We start from the raw sequence: 17,101 nt of genomic DNA, 5'->3' as shown, positions 1-17,101 counted from the left end.
TCGCTACAACGCCTGTTCCGTTGTCTCGCCCTTCCCGGTTGACCGAGTCTCGTCAGTCCCCCAGAAATCGATGATGCCGCCAATGGTGAGATCAGTAAGTATCTCAAAGTCCCCTACGGCATAACGTGCGGCCGAACCACTTACGGTAAATACCCAGTTACCTTTGCGCGCGCCAACAGGGTCAACGGCGACGTGTCGCCCGCCCTGGTTATCGCGCAGTACCCGCAAACTGGACTGTTTGAGTCCATCAATGCGGCGGGTGCATACCAGCGGTTCCTCGACCTGCAATATATCCACTACGCGCTCTCTCCCTCGGGCGGCCAGTGGTCGATGATCCCGACAATCGTCAGGTCACTCGGATATTCCTTGCTGCCCGCCGCTTCCCGTGCCGCGGAGCTGCCTACACAAATCACCCAGTCACCAGGAATACATCCCACGGCATCCACGGCAACGAGCATTGAACTACCGTCCCGAACGACCTGCATGTGCTTGTGCTCCAGACCAGGAATACGGTTGGTGGCAACCAATGGCCGTTCAACCTGGCAGATCTTCATCAGTGTGCCTCCTCAGTAACTTCATCCTTTACCGATGTTCCAATCACTTCGATCCGTTCACCGGCATGACAATCACGTACAACCTGCAGTGTATGAAGTAATCCACTGTCGGCCAGATCCGCATAACGGTCACACAGGGCCGCATCGACACGCTGACAACGTTCAATTGCCCGCTCACGCGCCCCGGGCACGTGGCCGTGGTAGTCAAAACGCACCACAACCGGAACCGGCAGGCCATGAGAGACATTCAGTTTACTGAATATCTTGATCCCCACATCCAGATCGGCTGCCGCCTCTTCCACGGTTTGCATATACGCAAAATAGGTCAGGTTGCGCAACTGCACTTCCTCAAAACCGATACCGGCACCGATAAACCGTTCAGCATGGCCAATATCCCGGTAGCGGCCGTCGTGGTACTGGCGGACATACTCGATCTGCGAGAAGTTATTGATCAGCAAATAGCTCATCAATCTCTGCATCCCGTCACTCATTTCGCCAGCGGCGTGTCTAACCTGTTCGGCCACATATTCTTCAGCCTGTGTGGCGCGCATCGATAATGTTGCGTCATACAGATCTGCCGCATCCAGATAGCGTTTGAGATCGATTTCACCATGGCGATCGGGCATATGAATGCGAATCGCATCATTGTCCGTATCCATCCCAATCAGCATCAGATCGATTGAGGCTCCACAGCAAAAACTGTTTTCCACGGCAGTCTGAAACGCTTTCAGCCGATCCAGCCCTCCCTGCGCTGCGCGTCCCGCGTCTGAGCCATGTGCCGCACAACCTTCATGGTCGGGATCGCCCGAACTGAAATGATAGACCACGGTTTTCAAATAACGCGTGGGTATATCAGCGGTTGTTGGCTTGCCTTCACGAAACCGTTGCAACTCGGTTTCGGTCCACTTCTCGATGCTGTCTTCAATATCAAACATGGCGCCCGCGTAGGACTTGCGACGCACGGCGCGTTGCGGCAGACGCAATACATAACTGATTACGTGCGCCAGGCGACCATCCGCACAGGGTGAAATATCCAGTGTGTGAAAGCCACAATCGATTAAAAAAGCCTGGAATTCCGTTTCCGTACGACTCATGAAACCGTTCGCAAAAAAATCGTCGCAAAACCGCTGGTACGTCTGAAACACACACCAGGCAAACAGCCGACGCATATCCAGCTGGGTCACCCACGCATCGGCCAGAATATCGGCCGGTAATTCGAACCCGAGTTGTTTCTGTGCCAGCTCCTGGGAGCGGCGCTCAAAGTCTGCCTCATGTTGCAGACCGGAAATCTGTTTCAACGTTGGCACAATCGTGTCAAAGGCCGCTTTGGTGTGCTGCTCGTAATCAAACAGCTGTGCATTTTCCGTGGCATTACTCAGCGGGTGCCGACCGCTTTGTACCGAAGCGAGATTCGCGCGCACATTACCCGTCTTCGCAGCAACATCGGCTGCGAGGGTTCGGGCTCCGGGACGACCGGCCGGTGCGCTAGGCGACCAGCTGATAGAACGGGATTGTCTGCGACGCGAACTCAACATGATTGCTACTCCACCGGGTAATTAACCCCGGGCACCTCCGGAATAGGTAATTAATGAACCTTTGTCAGTATTACCACTGCCACCGGTCACCGGACTAACTGGCTCGGGGACGTTCTCGTTCCGTTTCATCTCCGGTTTCATCTGCATGGCACCTGTCGCACGGCTTCCCTGACGGGTCGGATTGCGTTTACTGGCCGTCATGCCTTCAGTGCCGGTAACCCGGTCACCGCGATCCCAGTCGTCACCGGTAATCTTAAGACCAACATCAATACCTTCTCCACTGATCCGGGACTTGACGCGACCCTCTACCTGTTCAGCTGTTTCAGGTATCGGCGCGTTCATCGGTTCCGCGTTCCCTCCCCGGCCAAAACGGGCTTCCTCGGTACCGGTTACCTTGCCGCCGGCCATGCCAAACGGGCCGGTGATCTTGCCCTGTTCATAGCGGTTGCCGGTCACATCATAATGCTCGTCACCCTGACTGGCATGCACCGGACTCTGCACACTGAACTTGCCCCACGGCGTCTCAGCCAGTTGCTGGGGAAAATCGGGGCTGCCCGGTTCGGCCGGTACTGAAGGACAGGCTTCGGCAAACTGGTCCGCTCCCACATACGGAGTGCCGCTCACAGGCTCACAGATACCTTTGCTGGCGCCGGTTAACTGGCCATTAAGGCCCGGCTGGGTGCCGGTCATTACCGAACCGGGGGTGCTACGCTCCGGGCGATAACGGACTGTCCCCTGAGCGGCCTCTTTCGGCTCGCAATACTTGCTGAACTGCTCCAGTCCGGCATAGGGCGTTCCGGTCACTGACTTGCAGGTGCCCGGTTCATCGCCGGTCATGCGAGTGGAACGACCGGTCATCGTGCCGGAGACTGCCCTGCCGTGGAATGTCTGGGTGAAACCTACCTTTTTATCCTGCGGTTTCGGTGCTTTGCCACAAAAACCCTGATATTGCTCCTGGCCAACATAATCGTCACCGGTAACCGACTTGCAAGTACCCGGCTCATCGCCGGTGACCCGCTCTGAACGACCGATCTGGGTACCGGTCAGGCTTCCGCCGCGCAGGGTATGACTGGTGCCCACTTTTCTCGGTGACTTGCCGTTACCCTTTTCCATGTACTGGCTGCCGGTCAGTTCCCGCCCGGCACCGTATTCATCACCCGTGACGTTCGAGGAATGCCCAACATTGTTACCACTAACCTGCTTGCCCCTGGCAGTTTGCGAGGTAGTGATCTTGCTCGGCCCACCTGTGCTTGAGGTGCTGCAGAACGCCTCGGTCTGATCGGCACCGATATATTCCACGCCGGTCACGTTCTTGCAGGTGCCCGGTTCGTTACCCGTTACCCGTGAACTGCGGCCCACGATAGTGCCGGTCAGAGTCTGACCATGACCGGTCTGACTCTGGCCTACTTTCCAGGGCGCATCGCTCGCCGCGCCGGTGTCATGACTGGCTGCGGTTTTGTTCGGCCGCGTACGACCGACAGGCTCCGATTTTTTCTTGCAGGTATTACCGTTACGGCAACGATCGGCACGTACCTTCTTGGCCAGTTCACGTCCGGTCAGTTTCGGATTGGCCGCACGCGCGGTTTGCGCTTCGCTCAGGCCATTGCCACTGAGCCCGGCCTTGCCGCGCTGGGACATGGCATGGCGACGCGCCAGTGATGCTGCGCGACTGCTGTTCATTTTGATCTGCGGCTGCTGCACCTGGGTGCGGATCGTCGCCCTGGGTTTGCTCGTCGTATCGGTGTGCGGTGTCGTTGCGGCAGTGGCTTCACTGCGACCTTTTTCGCCCTTGCAACCACAACCACAGTCACCTTCGGTCTTGCCGGTTTTGGTATCAACCGGCCCGGCCGGCGCTGTCTGCGTTGCCGTCTGCAGGGCCTCTGCACTGCGGGTACGGTCGGTATCCTTCAGCGCGGCTTTGCCCCGGGTCGACATTGCTTCACGCCGTGCCCTGGAAGCCGCGCGTGCTGTGTTGTGTTGTGCAGTCTGTGCCATCGTAAACCCCGTCACATCGATACTGGTTATTCGTGTCGGGGTGCCCTCATATTGGCGGGCACCCCTTTTTTACTTGCGCTGTTTAGCGCCCTTCGAAGACCACGAAGGAATGTCCCTGAGTCTGGGAGTAGCTGTCGTAACCGAGCAGACGGATATGGTGATCCGGATAGGAACGGCGACAGGCTTCCAGCTCGTCGAGTACGCTCTGCAGGTTGGTTTCACCAAAAAACGGCAGCTTCCACATCGTCCAGTAATGATCGGTGGCCCGACGGGGATCCTCGTGCTCAATGGCCGGTGACCATCCGTTAGCCAGAATGTAGGCGATCTGCTGCTGAATCTCTTCAGGGGTCAGCTTGGGCAAAAAGCCGAAAGTTTCGAGAGTGTGCTGGGTCTGGTAATCACCCGCTTCATACATGCTCATAATCGTTTACCTCGCATTAATTCGGTATCTGTTTGCTACGTCGTGAACGGACGGGGCTTAGCCCACGTCCAGCTTGTCCACGGTTTCGAATTCAAACTTGATCTCTTTCCAGGTTTCCATCGCGATGGCCAGTTCCGGGCTGGTCTTGGCAGCTTCGGTCAGAATGTCGCGAGCTTCTTTCTCGATTTCACGACCTTCGTTACGCGCCTTGACGGAGGCTTCCAGTGCAACACGGTTGGCCGCGGCACCGGCTGCGTTACCCCAGGGGTGACCCTGTGTACCGCCACCGAACTGCAACATGGAATCATCACCGAAGATGGTAACCAGTGCCGGCATGTGCCAGACGTGGATACCACCGGAAGCAACCGCGAAGACGCCTGGCAGGGAACCCCAATCCTGATCAAAGAACACGCCGCGTGAACGATCTTCCGGTACGAAAGATTCGCGCAGCTGGTCAACAAAACCGAGAGTTGAGTTACGGTCACCTTCCAGCTTACCTACGACGGTACCGGTGTGCAGATGGTCACCACCGGACAGTCGCAGACACTTGGCCAGGACGCGGAAGTGAATGCCGTGTTTCGGATGACGGTCGATTACCGCGTGCATGGCACGGTGAATGTGCAGCAGCATGCCGTTTTCACGACACCAGTTAGCCAGACCGGTATTGGCGGTGAAGCCGCCGGTCAGGAAGTCGTGCATCATGATTGGCGAACCAACTTCCTTGGCAAACTCGGCACGCTTGTACATCTCTTCAGGTGTTGAAGCAGTTACGTTCAGGTAGTGACCCTTGCGCTCACCCGTCTCCTGCTCGGCCTTCTGAATCGCTTCACCAACGAACTCGAAACGATCACGCCAGCGCATGAACGGCTGTGAGTTGACGTTCTCGTCATCTTTGGTCATGTCCAGACCGCCACGCAGACATTCGTAAACTGCACGACCGTAGTTCTTGGCAGACAGGCCCAGCTTCGGCTTGATGGTAGCGCCGAGCATCGGACGACCATACTTGGCCAAACGATCACGCTCGACCTGGATACCGGCCGGCGGTCCACCGCAGGTTTTGATGTAGGCGATGGGGAAGCGAATATCTTCCAGGCGCAGATGCTTGAGAGCCTTGAAGCCGAACACGTTACCCACCAGGGAGGTCAGTACGTTGACGACAGAACCTTCCTCGAACAGATCGATGGGATAGGCAATAAAGGTATAAAAGGACTCGGAATCACCAGGCACATCTTCGATGCGATAGGCACGGCCTTTATAGAACTCCAGGTCGGTCAACAATTCGGACCAGACGGTACTCCAGGTCCCGGTAGATGACTCGGCAGCCACGGCAGCGGCAACCTCCTCACGTGGTACGTCAGGCTGGCCGGTGACCTTAAAACAGGCCAAAAGGTCGGTATCCAGCGGGACATAATCCGGGGTCCAGTACTTGTCGCGGTATTCTTTAACACCCGCTTGATAGGTATTCGCTGCCATGATCTACTCCTGCTTCGGTTGCTGATATTTCAGTTCGCTGCAAATTCGGTTTGGGTACTCAAAGCTTAGGGAGCCAATTTGTTTGATACAAATCGATATTTTCTTCCCTACTGATAGATAAATTACTATACTATAGACAGCACCAGCATTATTGATAGATATTTATCTATCTATCATATAATAAACGATGTCTGCACCCTTTGATACCCGTTCTTTTTCCCTTTTTCTTTCCCTTTTCATTATCAGAATAATAACACCCGCTCCCTGTGGGTGCTCAGTAGTAATTGTGACGCAATTGCCGCGTTTTCTCCAGCATACGATAAGTCGAACGACTGTTGTTAAAACGCAGCACATCCTGCAATGCGACCCAACCAATTTCATGCGATTCGTCATTACCGGGAATAGGTAAGCTGTCGTCGATCTGCACCAGAAACCGGATATCGATATGTTCGTGGGCTGGCGCATCCGCCCTGGCGGGGGTCCAGTGAATATCCACATCAAAGATCGATTCACTCAATAACTCGACCTGCGATGGCTCGATACCGCTCTCCTCCGCCGTCTCGCGCAGGGCGACGCGCAGAATATCGGCGTCGCCGTCAGCATGGCCGCCCGGCTGAAACCACTGATCGAGCTTGCGATGATGCAGCATCAGTACGTGCGAGCGATCCGGACTGACTACCCAGGCCGAACCGGTCACATGGGTGGGTAACAGTTCGCGCTGGAAACAGTCCGGATGTTGTTCAACGAACCCGATCCCGCGTCGTACGAAGCCCGCCTCGTCCATGAAACGGGGCTGGTGTTGTTTGAGTAATCGCAGCAGTTCCTGACGATGCATCAGCGCCCTCCCCATGAACTCCATGGATGCTGCACGGCGGCGATGGCTGCCGCGGCCGCCTCGTCCACATCGGCCTCGCGCCCGGAGAGCGTCAGGCGGCCGAAGGCGCCGACCGCGCGGGCATCGATCAGGGTGATATTGGCGGCTTTTTCCGCCTGATTGGCCGCATAAATGATGTAACCGGCCGGATCGGTCTCGAGAATGAACATACTCTGATCGGGCAGGATCATCGAGCCCTTGCGATCCTGGCGGTTGATCACCACGGTGTGATCGGGCGTCATGCCGCGGATGGTTTCCTGCCAGGCAATCTTGCACGGTTCGGGATCGGTCGCGGCCGAGCCCAGATGGTTGAGTATCACCCGGCCCGATTCTTCCACATCGCTGTGATCGCGATGGTGAATCACCATTGAGCCATAAGCACGCTCCACCACCTGCTGGGCCAGATGTACGCGTGTCGCTTTGAGCGCCATATCGGTGAGACGATGCACCGCCATGCCGGGGGAAACCTCCACCCACAGGCAGGCATTACCCGGCGAGGTAGGAAACCCCTGCGACACGGTCGCCATGTATTCCGCCAGCTGTGGCTGCAGGGAATCAATATAAACGTAGGTTCGTAGTTTGATCATGTACCGAGCACTCGCTACCCGCCCTGCAAAGCCAGAATAAGGCAGCACCTTAAAAAGCCCATTACTTCAATACAAATCGATAATATCTACGTTTTAGATAGATGATAATCTATGTATTAAATCCGCGTAATTAATTGGGATAAATGGATTGTGCGGAGACCTGTATTCAAGGATATAACAGGAAAAGTTTATCGCGTCATCCTGACAGATTACTACGTGTTACGGGCAACGACCCTGTTTTTCGCTGCCAGGGTACCACCTGCCTGTCCCCGGAATGCCACAGCCGGACAGGGTCTGTAGACGTTTATTTAAAAAATTGTGTCCGGGTATTCGCGGCGCGTCTTCAGTCGGCATAATAACGAGCATAGCTGGCCGGGTCCAGTTCTATCACCTCGGCGGTGATGACCGCCACGCCCGGTCCCCGTTCACGCAATACGCACACCAGCGCCTCGGAGAACTGCTTTTTCTGCTCAGGGCTGCGCCCGACATGCATCCGGCAGCGCACACAAATAAACCCCCGGCCCTCGACACCAAGACGATAGGCATTCACCGGGATCGCCCGGGTTTTGATATTCGCGGTCTCGAACAGGCCGGAATCACGCGTTGCCTCGAACACGGCATCGACCAGGGTCTGTGCCTGTTGTTCGCCCATACAGTCCGCGCTGTATTCGATAATCAGGTGAGGCATACGGGTCCCTGAACAAGACGTTGCGCTAACCGGCTCAGGGCAGCGGAGCTATTTCTTCTTCCCCCAGATATCTTCCAGGCGATTGTCGCGCCCGCAACTCAGGCGATAAAACCTGTAGCGCAGCGGCGACTTCTTGTAATAATCCTGATGATAGCTCTCCTTGCCCTTGATCGGCCAGAACTTACCCGCCTCCAGAATCGGAGTGACTACTTTTTTATCCGGGAACTGTTCGACCACTTTCTGCCGCGAGGTCTCGGCCAGGCGTCGTTGTTTGGCATTGGCAACAAAGATGGCGCTCAAATAGGAATCTCCCTTATCACAAAACTGTCCCTGGTCATCGAACGGATCGATGTTTATCCAGTAATAATCCAGTAGATCCTGATAACTCACCACTTCGGGATCATAGATCACCCGCACTGCCTCATAATGCCCTTCGTGATTGCCCTTGTAGGTCGGATTCAGGAGCTCGCCCCCGGTAAAGCCCGAGATCACCTCCGAGACGCCATTGAGCTTCTCAAAATCCGCTTCCATGCACCAGAAACAGCCGCCGGCGAAAATCGCCTCATCGGCCAGGGTCGAAGAGAACGGAAATAATGTCACGAACAAAAATATCAGGATTTTATGATGCACAGGTATCACCTCTTGCATGGCAGGTTTCCAGGTTTCAAAGAGAGATAACAGCTTCCGGACACTGCAGGAGCGTCTTTGAGGCGCGAATTTCGAAATGGGCAGATCGCCGCAACAGGCGCCGCCCAACCCGGTTCCAGTATCTGGTAACGGTTATCCGGCACCGTTCCGAAAGGGCAGGGTACTTACAATGAGAAGACTGTTTATTCTACAGGAAGTTCACGCTTGTTTTATAACGCGTTGCAGCTCACACCCGAAAACTTCACTTGCATAGACAATAACCGCCAGACTCAACGTCCCTGTCTGCTCATCGGATTCGGTCATCGTTAGCCTGACCATCTCCTGCCACGCTTTGCCAGAGAAGCACCGCGCGACGACATCATGCCGTGACTTTACCTCTTCCATGTCACTGGCAAGAATGTGCCATTTCAGCGAGACAGCCTGTCCCGTTCCGCCTTGCCCCATGTTAGGCTAAATTCTGGTGTGAGCTTGAAATAACAAGACGAGCGAGGCCCCAATGTGCTGAACGGACTAGTCGTTTCCCTGGAACAGATTCACCCGCGGAACATCAAGTATCTGACCAGTTCTGTCTCGCGCCTGATTCGCAACCGGCTCTGGTTGCAGGTTCTGGTCGCCCTGATACTCGGCATTATCACCGGCATTCTATTGAGTCCAGAAACAGGCTGGGTTGATAAAGAGATCGCCATCACCCTGGGCGAATGGCTGGCGCTGCCGGGCAAGATCTTTCTGGCTTTCATCCAGATGATCGTGGTGCCACTGATCCTGGCTTCCATCGTGCGAGGCATCGCCGCTGCCAGCGACATTCAGCAACTCAAGTCCACCGGTCTGTGGCTGGGCATTTACTTTATTATCACCACCATTGCCGCGGTAATCATCGGCATCAGTCTTGGTCTGTTTCTAAAACCCGGGGCGTATGTCGATGCCCAGTCCCTGCTCGGCGGTGCGCCGACAGCAACAGTTCAGACCGAATCGCTGGAACAGCAGGTCGACGAATTCACCCGGCAGGAAACCCCGCTGAATCTGCAGACTGCTCCGGAAAAAGTTACCGGGTTGCTCCCCACCAATCCGATGGGCGCCATCGTCGAGGGGGAGATGCTGCAGATCGTCATTTTTGCCATCGTTATTGGCATCGGGCTATTGAGCCTGTCACCCGGGTCGGCACGTCCGTTAATGGAATTGTTCGGCTCCATCCAGTCAGTATCTATGGCAATCGTCGGTGCGGTGATGACCATGGCGCCACTGGCAGTGTTCGGTCTGCTCGCCCAGGCCATGATCAAGGCCGGTCCCCAGGTAATCACCGGTCTGGGCGTCTATTCCGGCGCCGTGGTGCTGGGCATGGCTATCTTACTCGGGTTTTATCTGCTGATTGTCCTGCTTGTTGCGCGACGCAACAGCTGGCATTTTATGGCCGCTATTCGCGAACCGTTTCTGCTGGCCTTCTCTACCGACAGTTCAGCGGCGACCATGCCCATAACGGTCAAAAGCGCCGAGGAGGAACTCAAGGTGCGCCCTTCTATCGCGCAGTTCATCATACCGCTGGGCGCCACGATCAACATGGGCGGTACGGCGCTCTACCAGGGACTGGCCACCATTTTCATGGCACAGATGTTTCAGATCGAACTGCCCCTGAGTGCTCTGGTGGTGCTGGTTGTCACTGCGGTGGGGGCCTCCATTGGTACACCAGCCGTACCGGGAGTGGGTATCATCGTGCTGGCGACGCTTCTCGGCAGCGTGGGCGTGCCCCTGACCGGCCTGGCACTGATCATCGGTGTGGACCGGTTCCTGGAGCGTTTTCGTACCAGTCTTAACGTCACCGGCGACCTGGTCGCCTGCGTGGTAATGGATCGTTATATGCCGGCGCGTCAGTCCCGCCAGGAAGAAGTGCAATTGCAGGAAGAGACCGAGCAGCAACGCCGCGAATCGGCCGAAGATGTCGTCATCAAACCATGATCAGCTTTGCAGGTAACCCTGCAGTTGCTGGCCGAAACTTTCCACCTCGTCAAGCAGGCCGGCCTTGTGGTTATCGCCAGCCATTTCCGTGCGCAGCTGTTCGATCTCTCCGAAGAAGTCCTGGAACGTCAGGTGGCCCGACTCACCTTTAATCAAGCGTGCCTGGCAATGCTCCAGCCACTGGGCCTGCTCGTCGGCAGTCAATGTTTCGGGATAATTACGCGCCCGGTAACGGAACAGCATTTCCGGCAGGCGTTTGTCGGCAAAGCTCCAGGTTTGCGTACCCAGTTCTTCGGGGGAGGTGTCATGAATTCGCTGCATCAGCGCCTTGTCCTTGTCATCGAAAAATCCGCCGGCATAGATCATCAGGTCAGGATCCTCCACCGGCTCGAAGGGGCGCTGCTCGAATATCCTGGCCAGTTTTTGCTGAATGGTCTTGCGCTGGTTGAGCAGGGTCTGGCGATGCTGTCTGGATTTCATGATATCGATATTGAGCCGTTTGGCAGCCTCGCCGGTCAGCGTTGAAGTTGGTGCAATCACCGGACACTTGTTGATCAACAGCTGCTTCAAGGCCGGACGTTCTACCCCATCGGGCAAGTCCTCGTTGGGGGTATACAGCCGTTCGACCAGGGTTTTGGCGCTGTGATCCAGCAGTAACGACGGATCCTGGCCCAGATCAAAAACGATAATACTGTTCTTGTTGGTCGGATGGGCGGCAATCGGCACGACCATGCGGGTATTGCCGTGATCACTGCCATACATACCGGAGGTATGCAGGATCGGCGTCATATCCTTGAGATCAATATACTTGAGCACTTCCTGCTTGCGCCGCATCTGATAGAAGAAATCAAACAGATTCGGTTGATTCTGTTTGAGCAACCGTGCGATACCCAGCGTGGCATAGACATCGGCCAGCGCGTCATGCGCCTGACCATGCTCGATCCCGTTGGCCACGCTCAGCTCGTCGAGTTTGTAGCTGGGTCGATCGGCATCTTCGCGCTGCGGCCAGTTGATTCCCTCCGGGCGCAGATCGTGACAGGCACGCACCACATCGATCAGATCCCAGCGGGAGTTGCTGTTCTGCCACTCCCGACCGTAAGGATCATACAGATTGCGATACAGCGTGTTACGCGTGACTTCATCATCGAAACGGATCGAGTTGTAACCCACGCCGCAGGTCCCCGGTTGCGACAGTTCCGCCAGGATACGACTGATAAATTCAGTCTCGGGCAATCCTTGCTCCAAGGCCTGCTGCGGGGTAATGCCGGTAATCAGAGTCGACATGGGATGGGGAAGATTATCCGGCGCGGGTCGGGCCATGATATTGAGCGGCTCGCCAATGATATTGAGATCTTCATCGGTACGCACCCCGGCGAATTGCACCGGCCTATCCCGGCGGGGATCCGTGCCAAAGGTTTCGTAATCGTGCCAGTAGAGGGTATTTTGGGTCATGGAACTGCCTTAACTGTATGCTGAGCGCACCCTACCATACAGGCCTTGCGAGGACGACTCCGGCGCAGCGCACCCGGCAGGTTTCGAAATCTGCCCGGGCCTGTGAGGACCCGGAGCAACGCGCTTGCGCTGGCAGGATCAACAACCCGAAACACACTGCCCGTTGCGATCGAATTCCATGGTACGGCCACTTAATGGCAGATGAACCGGCACGTTGCTCGTCTTGATAAAAGTTGCCGTACGCGTGCCGGGAATCACCTTGCCCTGCCGGGTCGCCGCCTCGTTAGCGTGGGAAGCAATCACTGCGCGGGGTTTGACCAGCTCATTCACCACGTAGGCCGCCTCGCCGGGCCCGGTGGTATAGGTGTCGCCGATGTTCATTACCGCCAGCTTCGCACCATAGTGATTGCGTACTACCGACTTTTGCTCGGCCGTAATACCGGTATCCCCGGACAGATACACCACCAGACCGTTAGAGAAAGTCAGCACATAGCCGGTCGGCGGCCCGGCATACGCTGTCAGCCCGGCCGCCTCCAGCATCTGTCCCAGTTCCCCGCCGATCATGGCGCCTGCTATCCCGTTGGAGTGCACTGCCGGCACCGTGGTGATCGTCACCCCGGCGGTCCTGATCGATGCGCCGAAACGCACCAGTTTCGACGCACCGGGATCCCCGCCGAGCGTCCGGAGTTTGCTGGCAAAAAACTTGGGCATTTCGCTGCCGGTGATGATGCTCGCGTTTTTGTCCAGCGCGATATTCACGCTATTGGTATTGGGCAATACATTTACCGGCGTCTCGGGTTGAGCACAACTGCCGGCGTTACGCTGGCGAATATGCTCGTTACCCACATGATCGCCATGCAGATGCGAAACCAGCACCACATCAATTCGGCCCAGACGTTCATCTTCCGCACCGGCCACGGTGCGCCCGGCGTCATACAACAACCGTGTGCCATCCGGGTCCTCGAAAATCAACGCCCGGTCCCGGCTGCAAAACTCCCCGTCGTGACTGCCCAGCGGCGTTATCTGGACTGTCCCGGCCATGGCCGGCGCGAGAAGGAAAGGGGTAACAAAACTCAACAAAACAAGCATTGACCGGAAATTACTTCGCAACATGATAGATTCCGCAGGCTAATCAGCTGAGTCAGAGTCTAGCGGCAAAAGCGGTGAGTTCAAATAACCGGAATCCATCAAATGAGTCTGCCCCGTCACACCGGCGAAACCCGGTCCAGTCCCTCCAGATATCCCTCTGCGGATTTCTGATTTCTCCTGTACCCTCTGCGGGAGGAAACCGGCCAGACAATCTGATTTACCCCCGCAGGCAAAAGAGAGCAACCTCGTCATTCCCACCGGGTACCTCGTTACTGCTTTAAACGATACCCGCTCCTGAACATCCACCAGATAATTGCCAGGCACAGTATCAGGAAACCCAGCACCATCCCCACGCTCAGTACCACGCTGACATCGGCAATCTCGTAGAAGCTCCAGCGAAAACCGCTGATCAGATAGACCACGGGATTAAACAGCGTCACGGTCTGCCAGACGGGTGGAAGCATGTCGATGGAGTAGAAAGTGCCACCAAGAAACACCAGTGGCGTGACCACCAGCAGGGGGATCAACTGCAACTTTTCGAAGTCCGTCGCCCACAGGCCGATAATGAAACCGAACAGGCTGAACGAGATACAGGTAAGAATCAAAAACCCGAGCATCCAGAACGGATGAGCTACATGAATATCGACAAAAAAACCCGCCGTGGCCAGAATGATCAACCCGATGATCAGTGATTTGCTCGCCGCGGCGCCCACATAACCGATGACGATTTCCATAAATGACACGGGCGCTGAATGCAGTTCATAGATGGCCCCGGTAAACTTGGGAAAGAAGATGCCGAACGAGGCATTGGCCAGGCTCTGGGTCAGAATCGCCAGCATCATCAAGCCGGGCACGATGAATGAACCGTATCCCACGCCACCCACTGACTCGATACGCGAGCCAATCGCTGAGCCAAACACCACGAAATAAAGCACCGTGGTCAGCACCGGCGAGGCGAAGCTCTGCGCCACGGTCTCGAAAGCGCGACGCATTTCATGTTTGAAGATCACTCGTATGGCGTAATAATTCATTCGTTTCTCTCACAGACTGTCATTGTCTCTCACTACACATCCGAATTGTTGATACCGATGGTTCGGCTTTGCCTGATCCAGGATTCCACTTCTGACTGTCATCTGCAAACTGCAAACCGCCAACTATTTCTTCTCACGCTGCGTCCTTCACCAGATTGACGAAGATTTCCTCCAGCGAGGTCTGGGTAGTCTGTACATCCTTGATCACCAGGCCCGCATCACAGACTGCCTGCAACAATTCATGGATTCGGGTATGGGTACGATGCGGATCATAGGTATAGGTCATCTGCTCGCCGCTTTGCGATAACTCCAGCGGCCACTCCTGCAACGTCTCCGGTAGCGTCTGCAGCGGGGTTTCCAGCTCGATCACAAGTTGACGCTTGCCCAGCTTGTGCATCAGGGTCTGCTTGTCGTCCACGACCAGCAGTTCGCCGTTATTGATCACGCCGACACGATCGGCAATCGCTTCAGCCTCTTCGATATAGTGGGTAGTCAGAATGATGGTCACCCCCGAAGCGCGCAGCCGGTGGACCAGCTGCCACATCTCCTGGCGCAGTTTCACATCCACCCCGGCACTCGGTTCGTCCAGGAACAGCACTTTCGGCTCATGGGCCAGCGCCTTGCCGATCAGCACCCGGCGCTTCATACCGCCGGAGAGTGTCATCAGCATGTTATTACGCTTTTCCCACAGGCTCAGGTCCCTGAGCACCTGTTCGATATAGCCCGGGTTGGGTGGCTTGCCGAACAGCCCGCGGCTGAAGGTCATGGTGTGCCATACCTTCTCGAAGGCGCCCAGGCTCAGCTCCTGGGGCACCAGGCCGATGCGGCCGCGGGTCTGGCGATAATCCCGGCGGATGTCATACCCGTCCACTGTCACCGAGCCCGAGCCGGGCGTGACGATGCCACAGATAATCGAGATCAACGTGGTCTTGCCTGCCCCATTGGGACCGAGCAAAGCCAGTATTTCGCCTGGCTGGATATCCAGGCTGACCTGCTTCAGCGCATGGAACCCGTTGGCGTAGATCTTGGACAGGTTGTTGATAGAGACGATGGGCGACATGGGATGATCCGTACAAGTGGATAATCATCTTAAAAGCTATCGCCACTCATTGCGACAGCCGTACCATATCCGCTTGCCGATATAACGGTTTCCATCCCCCTGCGGACACGCCGACAAAAACAAAACCCGGTATTTCGTAATGCTGCTGCCCGCACAATTTAGCGTTTTTGACCTTTCCCGCTGGCTGCCCCGCGCCGGTCTTGCTACGCTGCTCCACTGTTCCCGGGCTTTATCCCTTTATACTGATGATGTCGAGATCGCTGACCCTGTTCATACTGCTTGCCACCGGCTGGGGCTGCCCCGCGCTGCTTATCGCGCAGGACAGTGGCGAGCCGGATACCATCCGCATCACCGCGCCGTTGATCGAAACCCGCTGGCAGGAGGCGCCGGGGGGCGTGACGTTGATCGATCAGGAAGATATTCGCGCAGGCCGTGCGCCCCTGCAACCGACCGACGCTTTGAGCCTGGCCCCGGGAGTACTGGTCCAGAATCGGGATAACTTTGCACAGAATCCACGCGTCTCGATCCGCGGCTTTGGCGCCCGTGCGCCGTTTGGTGTCCGGGGGGTGCGGGTACGGCTGGATGGCATTCCTCTGACCACGGTAGATGGCCAGGCCCAGATCGACGCCATCGACCCCGGTTCCATCGACAGCGTGGAAGTCCTGCGCGGAGCCAACGCGGTCTTGCACGGCAACGGCAGTGGCGGTTTGCTTGATTACCGCAGTATTCATCCCCACCGCGCGGCTCACGCCCGCCTCGATGCCCAGGCCGGGGGCTTTGGCCTGCGCCGGGTCCACGGCGCCTTCGCCGCCCGGCACGAGGCACTGGCTTACCGGCTGGCAGCCACCCAGTTACAACAGGACGGTTACCGCGATCAGAGCGAGGTCGAGCGGCGCAATGCCAGCCTGCAACTGAATCACCGGCAGGGCAATCGCGAGTGGTTTGGGATCCTCAATCACCTGCACAACCCACTGGCTGAAGATCCCGGCGGGCTTACCTATGAGGAATGGCAAGACGATCCTGAACAGGCCGCATCGCTGGCCGCCGCCATGAACGCCGGCCAGCGGGTGGATCAGAACATCGTCTCACCGGGACTGGTGCAGCGCTTTGCTGATCCGGATCATCAACTGCGCGTGCAGAGCTGGCTCATCGAACGCGACTTTCAGCAACAATTGCCTTTCCCCGGCGACAGCCTGATCCGTTACGATCGGCGCATCCTCGGCGCTGCGCTGCACTATCAGCGCCCGCTGGGCGAACTCACCCTGCATACCCAGTTCAGCCTGGAAACCCAGCGCGACGATCGCCAGCGCTTTTGTCGCAATACCGATCTCGATCCCTATCTGTGCCGCAGCGGGATCAGCACCGACCTGGCGCTGGATCAGATCGAGCGGGCGCGTAACACCGGCCTGGGCCTGCAACTGGCCGGCCCGGCACTCAATGAACAGGGTCGCTGGATCATTGGCCTGCGCCATGATCGCCTGAAACTGGCTATCGATGATCAACTGCAACCGGACGGTATCGACAATTCGGGCGAGCGCCTGTATCGCGAAACCCATTACAGCCTGGGCTACAGTCATGCGTTAAATCCGAACTGGAACGCCTTCGGCCAGTTCGCCACCAGTTACGAGACGCCCACCTTTACCGAATTTGCCAACCCCGACGGCAGCGGCTTTCGACCGGGACTGGAACCCCAGTACAGCGAAAGCATCGAAGTCGGCCTGCGTACCCGCCAGTACCGTTACCG

At 56.7% G+C, this 17,101-nt stretch carries 17 protein-coding genes; 2 read left to right on the top strand and 15 right to left on the bottom strand.

What is annotated here, in order from left to right; all coding sequences use genetic code 11:
- Positions 1-3: 3 nt before the first annotated feature.
- The 11 genes from R6U90_RS12130 to R6U90_RS12080 all read right to left on the bottom strand — a co-directional run bounded on the left by R6U90_RS12130 (position 4) and on the right by R6U90_RS12080 (position 9,219).
- Positions 4-297, bottom strand: coding sequence for a carboxysome peptide B (locus tag R6U90_RS12130; protein WP_410352956.1), 294 nt, complete (start codon positions 295-297; stop codon positions 4-6).
- Entirely contained in the window at positions 297-554 is a 258-nt protein-coding gene (locus R6U90_RS12125; protein WP_410352955.1) for a carboxysome peptide A, read from the bottom strand. The genes R6U90_RS12130 and R6U90_RS12125 overlap by 1 nt, the downstream gene beginning before the upstream one ends.
- On the bottom strand, positions 554-2,089 hold the full coding sequence (locus R6U90_RS12120) for a carboxysome shell carbonic anhydrase (protein WP_410352954.1): 1,536 nt from the start codon (positions 2,087-2,089) through the stop codon (positions 554-556). The genes R6U90_RS12125 and R6U90_RS12120 overlap by 1 nt, the downstream gene beginning before the upstream one ends.
- A 21-nt stretch (positions 2,090-2,110) precedes the next feature.
- On the bottom strand, positions 2,111-4,084 hold the full coding sequence (locus tag R6U90_RS12115; RefSeq protein ID WP_410352953.1) for a CsoS2 family carboxysome shell protein: 1,974 nt from the start codon (positions 4,082-4,084) through the stop codon (positions 2,111-2,113).
- Positions 4,085-4,166: 82 nt separating this feature from the next.
- Positions 4,167-4,499, bottom strand: coding sequence for a ribulose bisphosphate carboxylase small subunit (locus R6U90_RS12110; protein WP_410352977.1), 333 nt, complete (start codon positions 4,497-4,499; stop codon positions 4,167-4,169).
- Between the two features lie 63 nt (positions 4,500-4,562).
- Positions 4,563-5,978, bottom strand: a complete 1,416-nt coding sequence (locus R6U90_RS12105) for a form I ribulose bisphosphate carboxylase large subunit (RefSeq protein WP_410352952.1) — start codon at positions 5,976-5,978, stop codon at positions 4,563-4,565.
- A gap of 274 nt (positions 5,979-6,252) precedes the next feature.
- Positions 6,253-6,813: an NUDIX hydrolase gene (locus tag R6U90_RS12100; RefSeq protein ID WP_410352951.1), complete on the bottom strand. Its 561-nt coding sequence runs from the start codon at positions 6,811-6,813 to the stop codon at positions 6,253-6,255.
- Positions 6,813-7,439, bottom strand: coding sequence for a BMC domain-containing protein (locus R6U90_RS12095; protein WP_410352950.1), 627 nt, complete (start codon positions 7,437-7,439; stop codon positions 6,813-6,815). The genes R6U90_RS12100 and R6U90_RS12095 overlap by 1 nt, the downstream gene beginning before the upstream one ends.
- A gap of 343 nt (positions 7,440-7,782) precedes the next feature.
- Positions 7,783-8,127, bottom strand: a complete 345-nt coding sequence (locus R6U90_RS12090; protein ID WP_410352949.1) for a 5-carboxymethyl-2-hydroxymuconate Delta-isomerase — start codon at positions 8,125-8,127, stop codon at positions 7,783-7,785.
- Positions 8,128-8,175: 48 nt separating this feature from the next.
- On the bottom strand, positions 8,176-8,775 hold the full coding sequence (msrA, locus tag R6U90_RS12085; protein ID WP_410352948.1) for a peptide-methionine (S)-S-oxide reductase MsrA: 600 nt from the start codon (positions 8,773-8,775) through the stop codon (positions 8,176-8,178).
- A gap of 198 nt (positions 8,776-8,973) precedes the next feature.
- On the bottom strand, positions 8,974-9,219 hold the full coding sequence (locus tag R6U90_RS12080; protein ID WP_410352947.1) for a hypothetical protein: 246 nt from the start codon (positions 9,217-9,219) through the stop codon (positions 8,974-8,976).
- 54 nt (positions 9,220-9,273) lie between these two features.
- Between R6U90_RS12080 and R6U90_RS12075 the strand changes: the two genes are divergently transcribed.
- The gene (locus R6U90_RS12075; protein WP_410352946.1) at positions 9,274-10,725 is read left to right on the top strand and encodes a dicarboxylate/amino acid:cation symporter; all 1,452 of its coding nucleotides are present in this window, start codon (positions 9,274-9,276) and stop codon (positions 10,723-10,725) included.
- On the opposite strand, the gene sbcB is transcribed toward R6U90_RS12075, so the two are convergent.
- From sbcB to R6U90_RS12055, 4 genes are all read right to left on the bottom strand, one after another.
- Entirely contained in the window at positions 10,726-12,177 is a 1,452-nt protein-coding gene (gene sbcB / locus R6U90_RS12070; protein ID WP_410352945.1) for an exodeoxyribonuclease I, read from the bottom strand. It abuts the gene before it with no gap.
- Between the two features lie 138 nt (positions 12,178-12,315).
- Positions 12,316-13,266 carry an MBL fold metallo-hydrolase gene (locus tag R6U90_RS12065; RefSeq protein WP_410352976.1) on the bottom strand — a complete coding sequence of 317 codons (951 nt, stop codon included), beginning with the start codon at positions 13,264-13,266 and terminating at the stop codon, positions 12,316-12,318.
- A gap of 269 nt (positions 13,267-13,535) precedes the next feature.
- Complete coding sequence (locus R6U90_RS12060; RefSeq protein ID WP_410352944.1) at positions 13,536-14,297, bottom strand: ABC transporter permease; 762 nt, start codon at positions 14,295-14,297, stop codon at positions 13,536-13,538.
- Between the two features lie 133 nt (positions 14,298-14,430).
- Positions 14,431-15,357 carry an ABC transporter ATP-binding protein gene (locus R6U90_RS12055; protein WP_410352943.1) on the bottom strand — a complete coding sequence of 309 codons (927 nt, stop codon included), beginning with the start codon at positions 15,355-15,357 and terminating at the stop codon, positions 14,431-14,433.
- A 245-nt stretch (positions 15,358-15,602) separates the two neighbouring features.
- Here R6U90_RS12055 and R6U90_RS12050 point away from each other — a divergent pair.
- A partial coding sequence (locus R6U90_RS12050; RefSeq protein WP_410352942.1) for a TonB-dependent receptor domain-containing protein occupies positions 15,603-17,101 on the top strand: 1,499 nt, incomplete at its 3' end.

The sequence above is a fragment of the Thiohalophilus sp. genome (genome assembly GCF_046483665.1).
In the GTDB taxonomy this organism is placed as follows: Bacteria; Pseudomonadota; Gammaproteobacteria; order UBA6429; family Thiohalophilaceae; genus Thiohalophilus.
Note: the sequence above shows the minus strand (reverse complement) of the source record. Positions and strands in the feature narration are given on the sequence as shown.

What these genes read in the sequence shown, in the direction of transcription:
- R6U90_RS12125 (WP_410352955.1), bottom strand. Translation starts at nt 554, where the DNA reads ATGAAGATCTGCCAGGTTGAACGGCCATTGGTTGCCACCAACCGTATT.
- R6U90_RS12120 (WP_410352954.1), bottom strand. Translation starts at nt 2,089, where the DNA reads ATGTTGAGTTCGCGTCGCAGACAATCCCGTTCTATCAGCTGGTCGCCT.
- R6U90_RS12115 (WP_410352953.1), bottom strand. Translation starts at nt 4,084, where the DNA reads ATGGCACAGACTGCACAACACAACACAGCACGCGCGGCTTCCAGGGCA.
- R6U90_RS12110 (WP_410352977.1), bottom strand. Translation starts at nt 4,499, where the DNA reads ATGTATGAAGCGGGTGATTACCAGACCCAGCACACTCTCGAAACTTTC.
- R6U90_RS12105 (WP_410352952.1), bottom strand. Translation starts at nt 5,978, where the DNA reads ATGGCAGCGAATACCTATCAAGCGGGTGTTAAAGAATACCGCGACAAG.
- R6U90_RS12100 (WP_410352951.1), bottom strand. Translation starts at nt 6,813, where the DNA reads ATGCATCGTCAGGAACTGCTGCGATTACTCAAACAACACCAGCCCCGT.
- R6U90_RS12095 (WP_410352950.1), bottom strand. Translation starts at nt 7,439, where the DNA reads ATGATCAAACTACGAACCTACGTTTATATTGATTCCCTGCAGCCACAG.
- R6U90_RS12090 (WP_410352949.1), bottom strand. Translation starts at nt 8,127, where the DNA reads ATGCCTCACCTGATTATCGAATACAGCGCGGACTGTATGGGCGAACAA.
- msrA (WP_410352948.1), bottom strand. Translation starts at nt 8,775, where the DNA reads ATGCAAGAGGTGATACCTGTGCATCATAAAATCCTGATATTTTTGTTC.
- R6U90_RS12080 (WP_410352947.1), bottom strand. Translation starts at nt 9,219, where the DNA reads ATGGGGCAAGGCGGAACGGGACAGGCTGTCTCGCTGAAATGGCACATT.
- sbcB (WP_410352945.1), bottom strand. Translation starts at nt 12,177, where the DNA reads ATGACCCAAAATACCCTCTACTGGCACGATTACGAAACCTTTGGCACG.
- R6U90_RS12065 (WP_410352976.1), bottom strand. Translation starts at nt 13,266, where the DNA reads ATGCTTGTTTTGTTGAGTTTTGTTACCCCTTTCCTTCTCGCGCCGGCC.
- R6U90_RS12060 (WP_410352944.1), bottom strand. Translation starts at nt 14,297, where the DNA reads ATGAATTATTACGCCATACGAGTGATCTTCAAACATGAAATGCGTCGC.
- R6U90_RS12055 (WP_410352943.1), bottom strand. Translation starts at nt 15,357, where the DNA reads ATGTCGCCCATCGTCTCTATCAACAACCTGTCCAAGATCTACGCCAAC.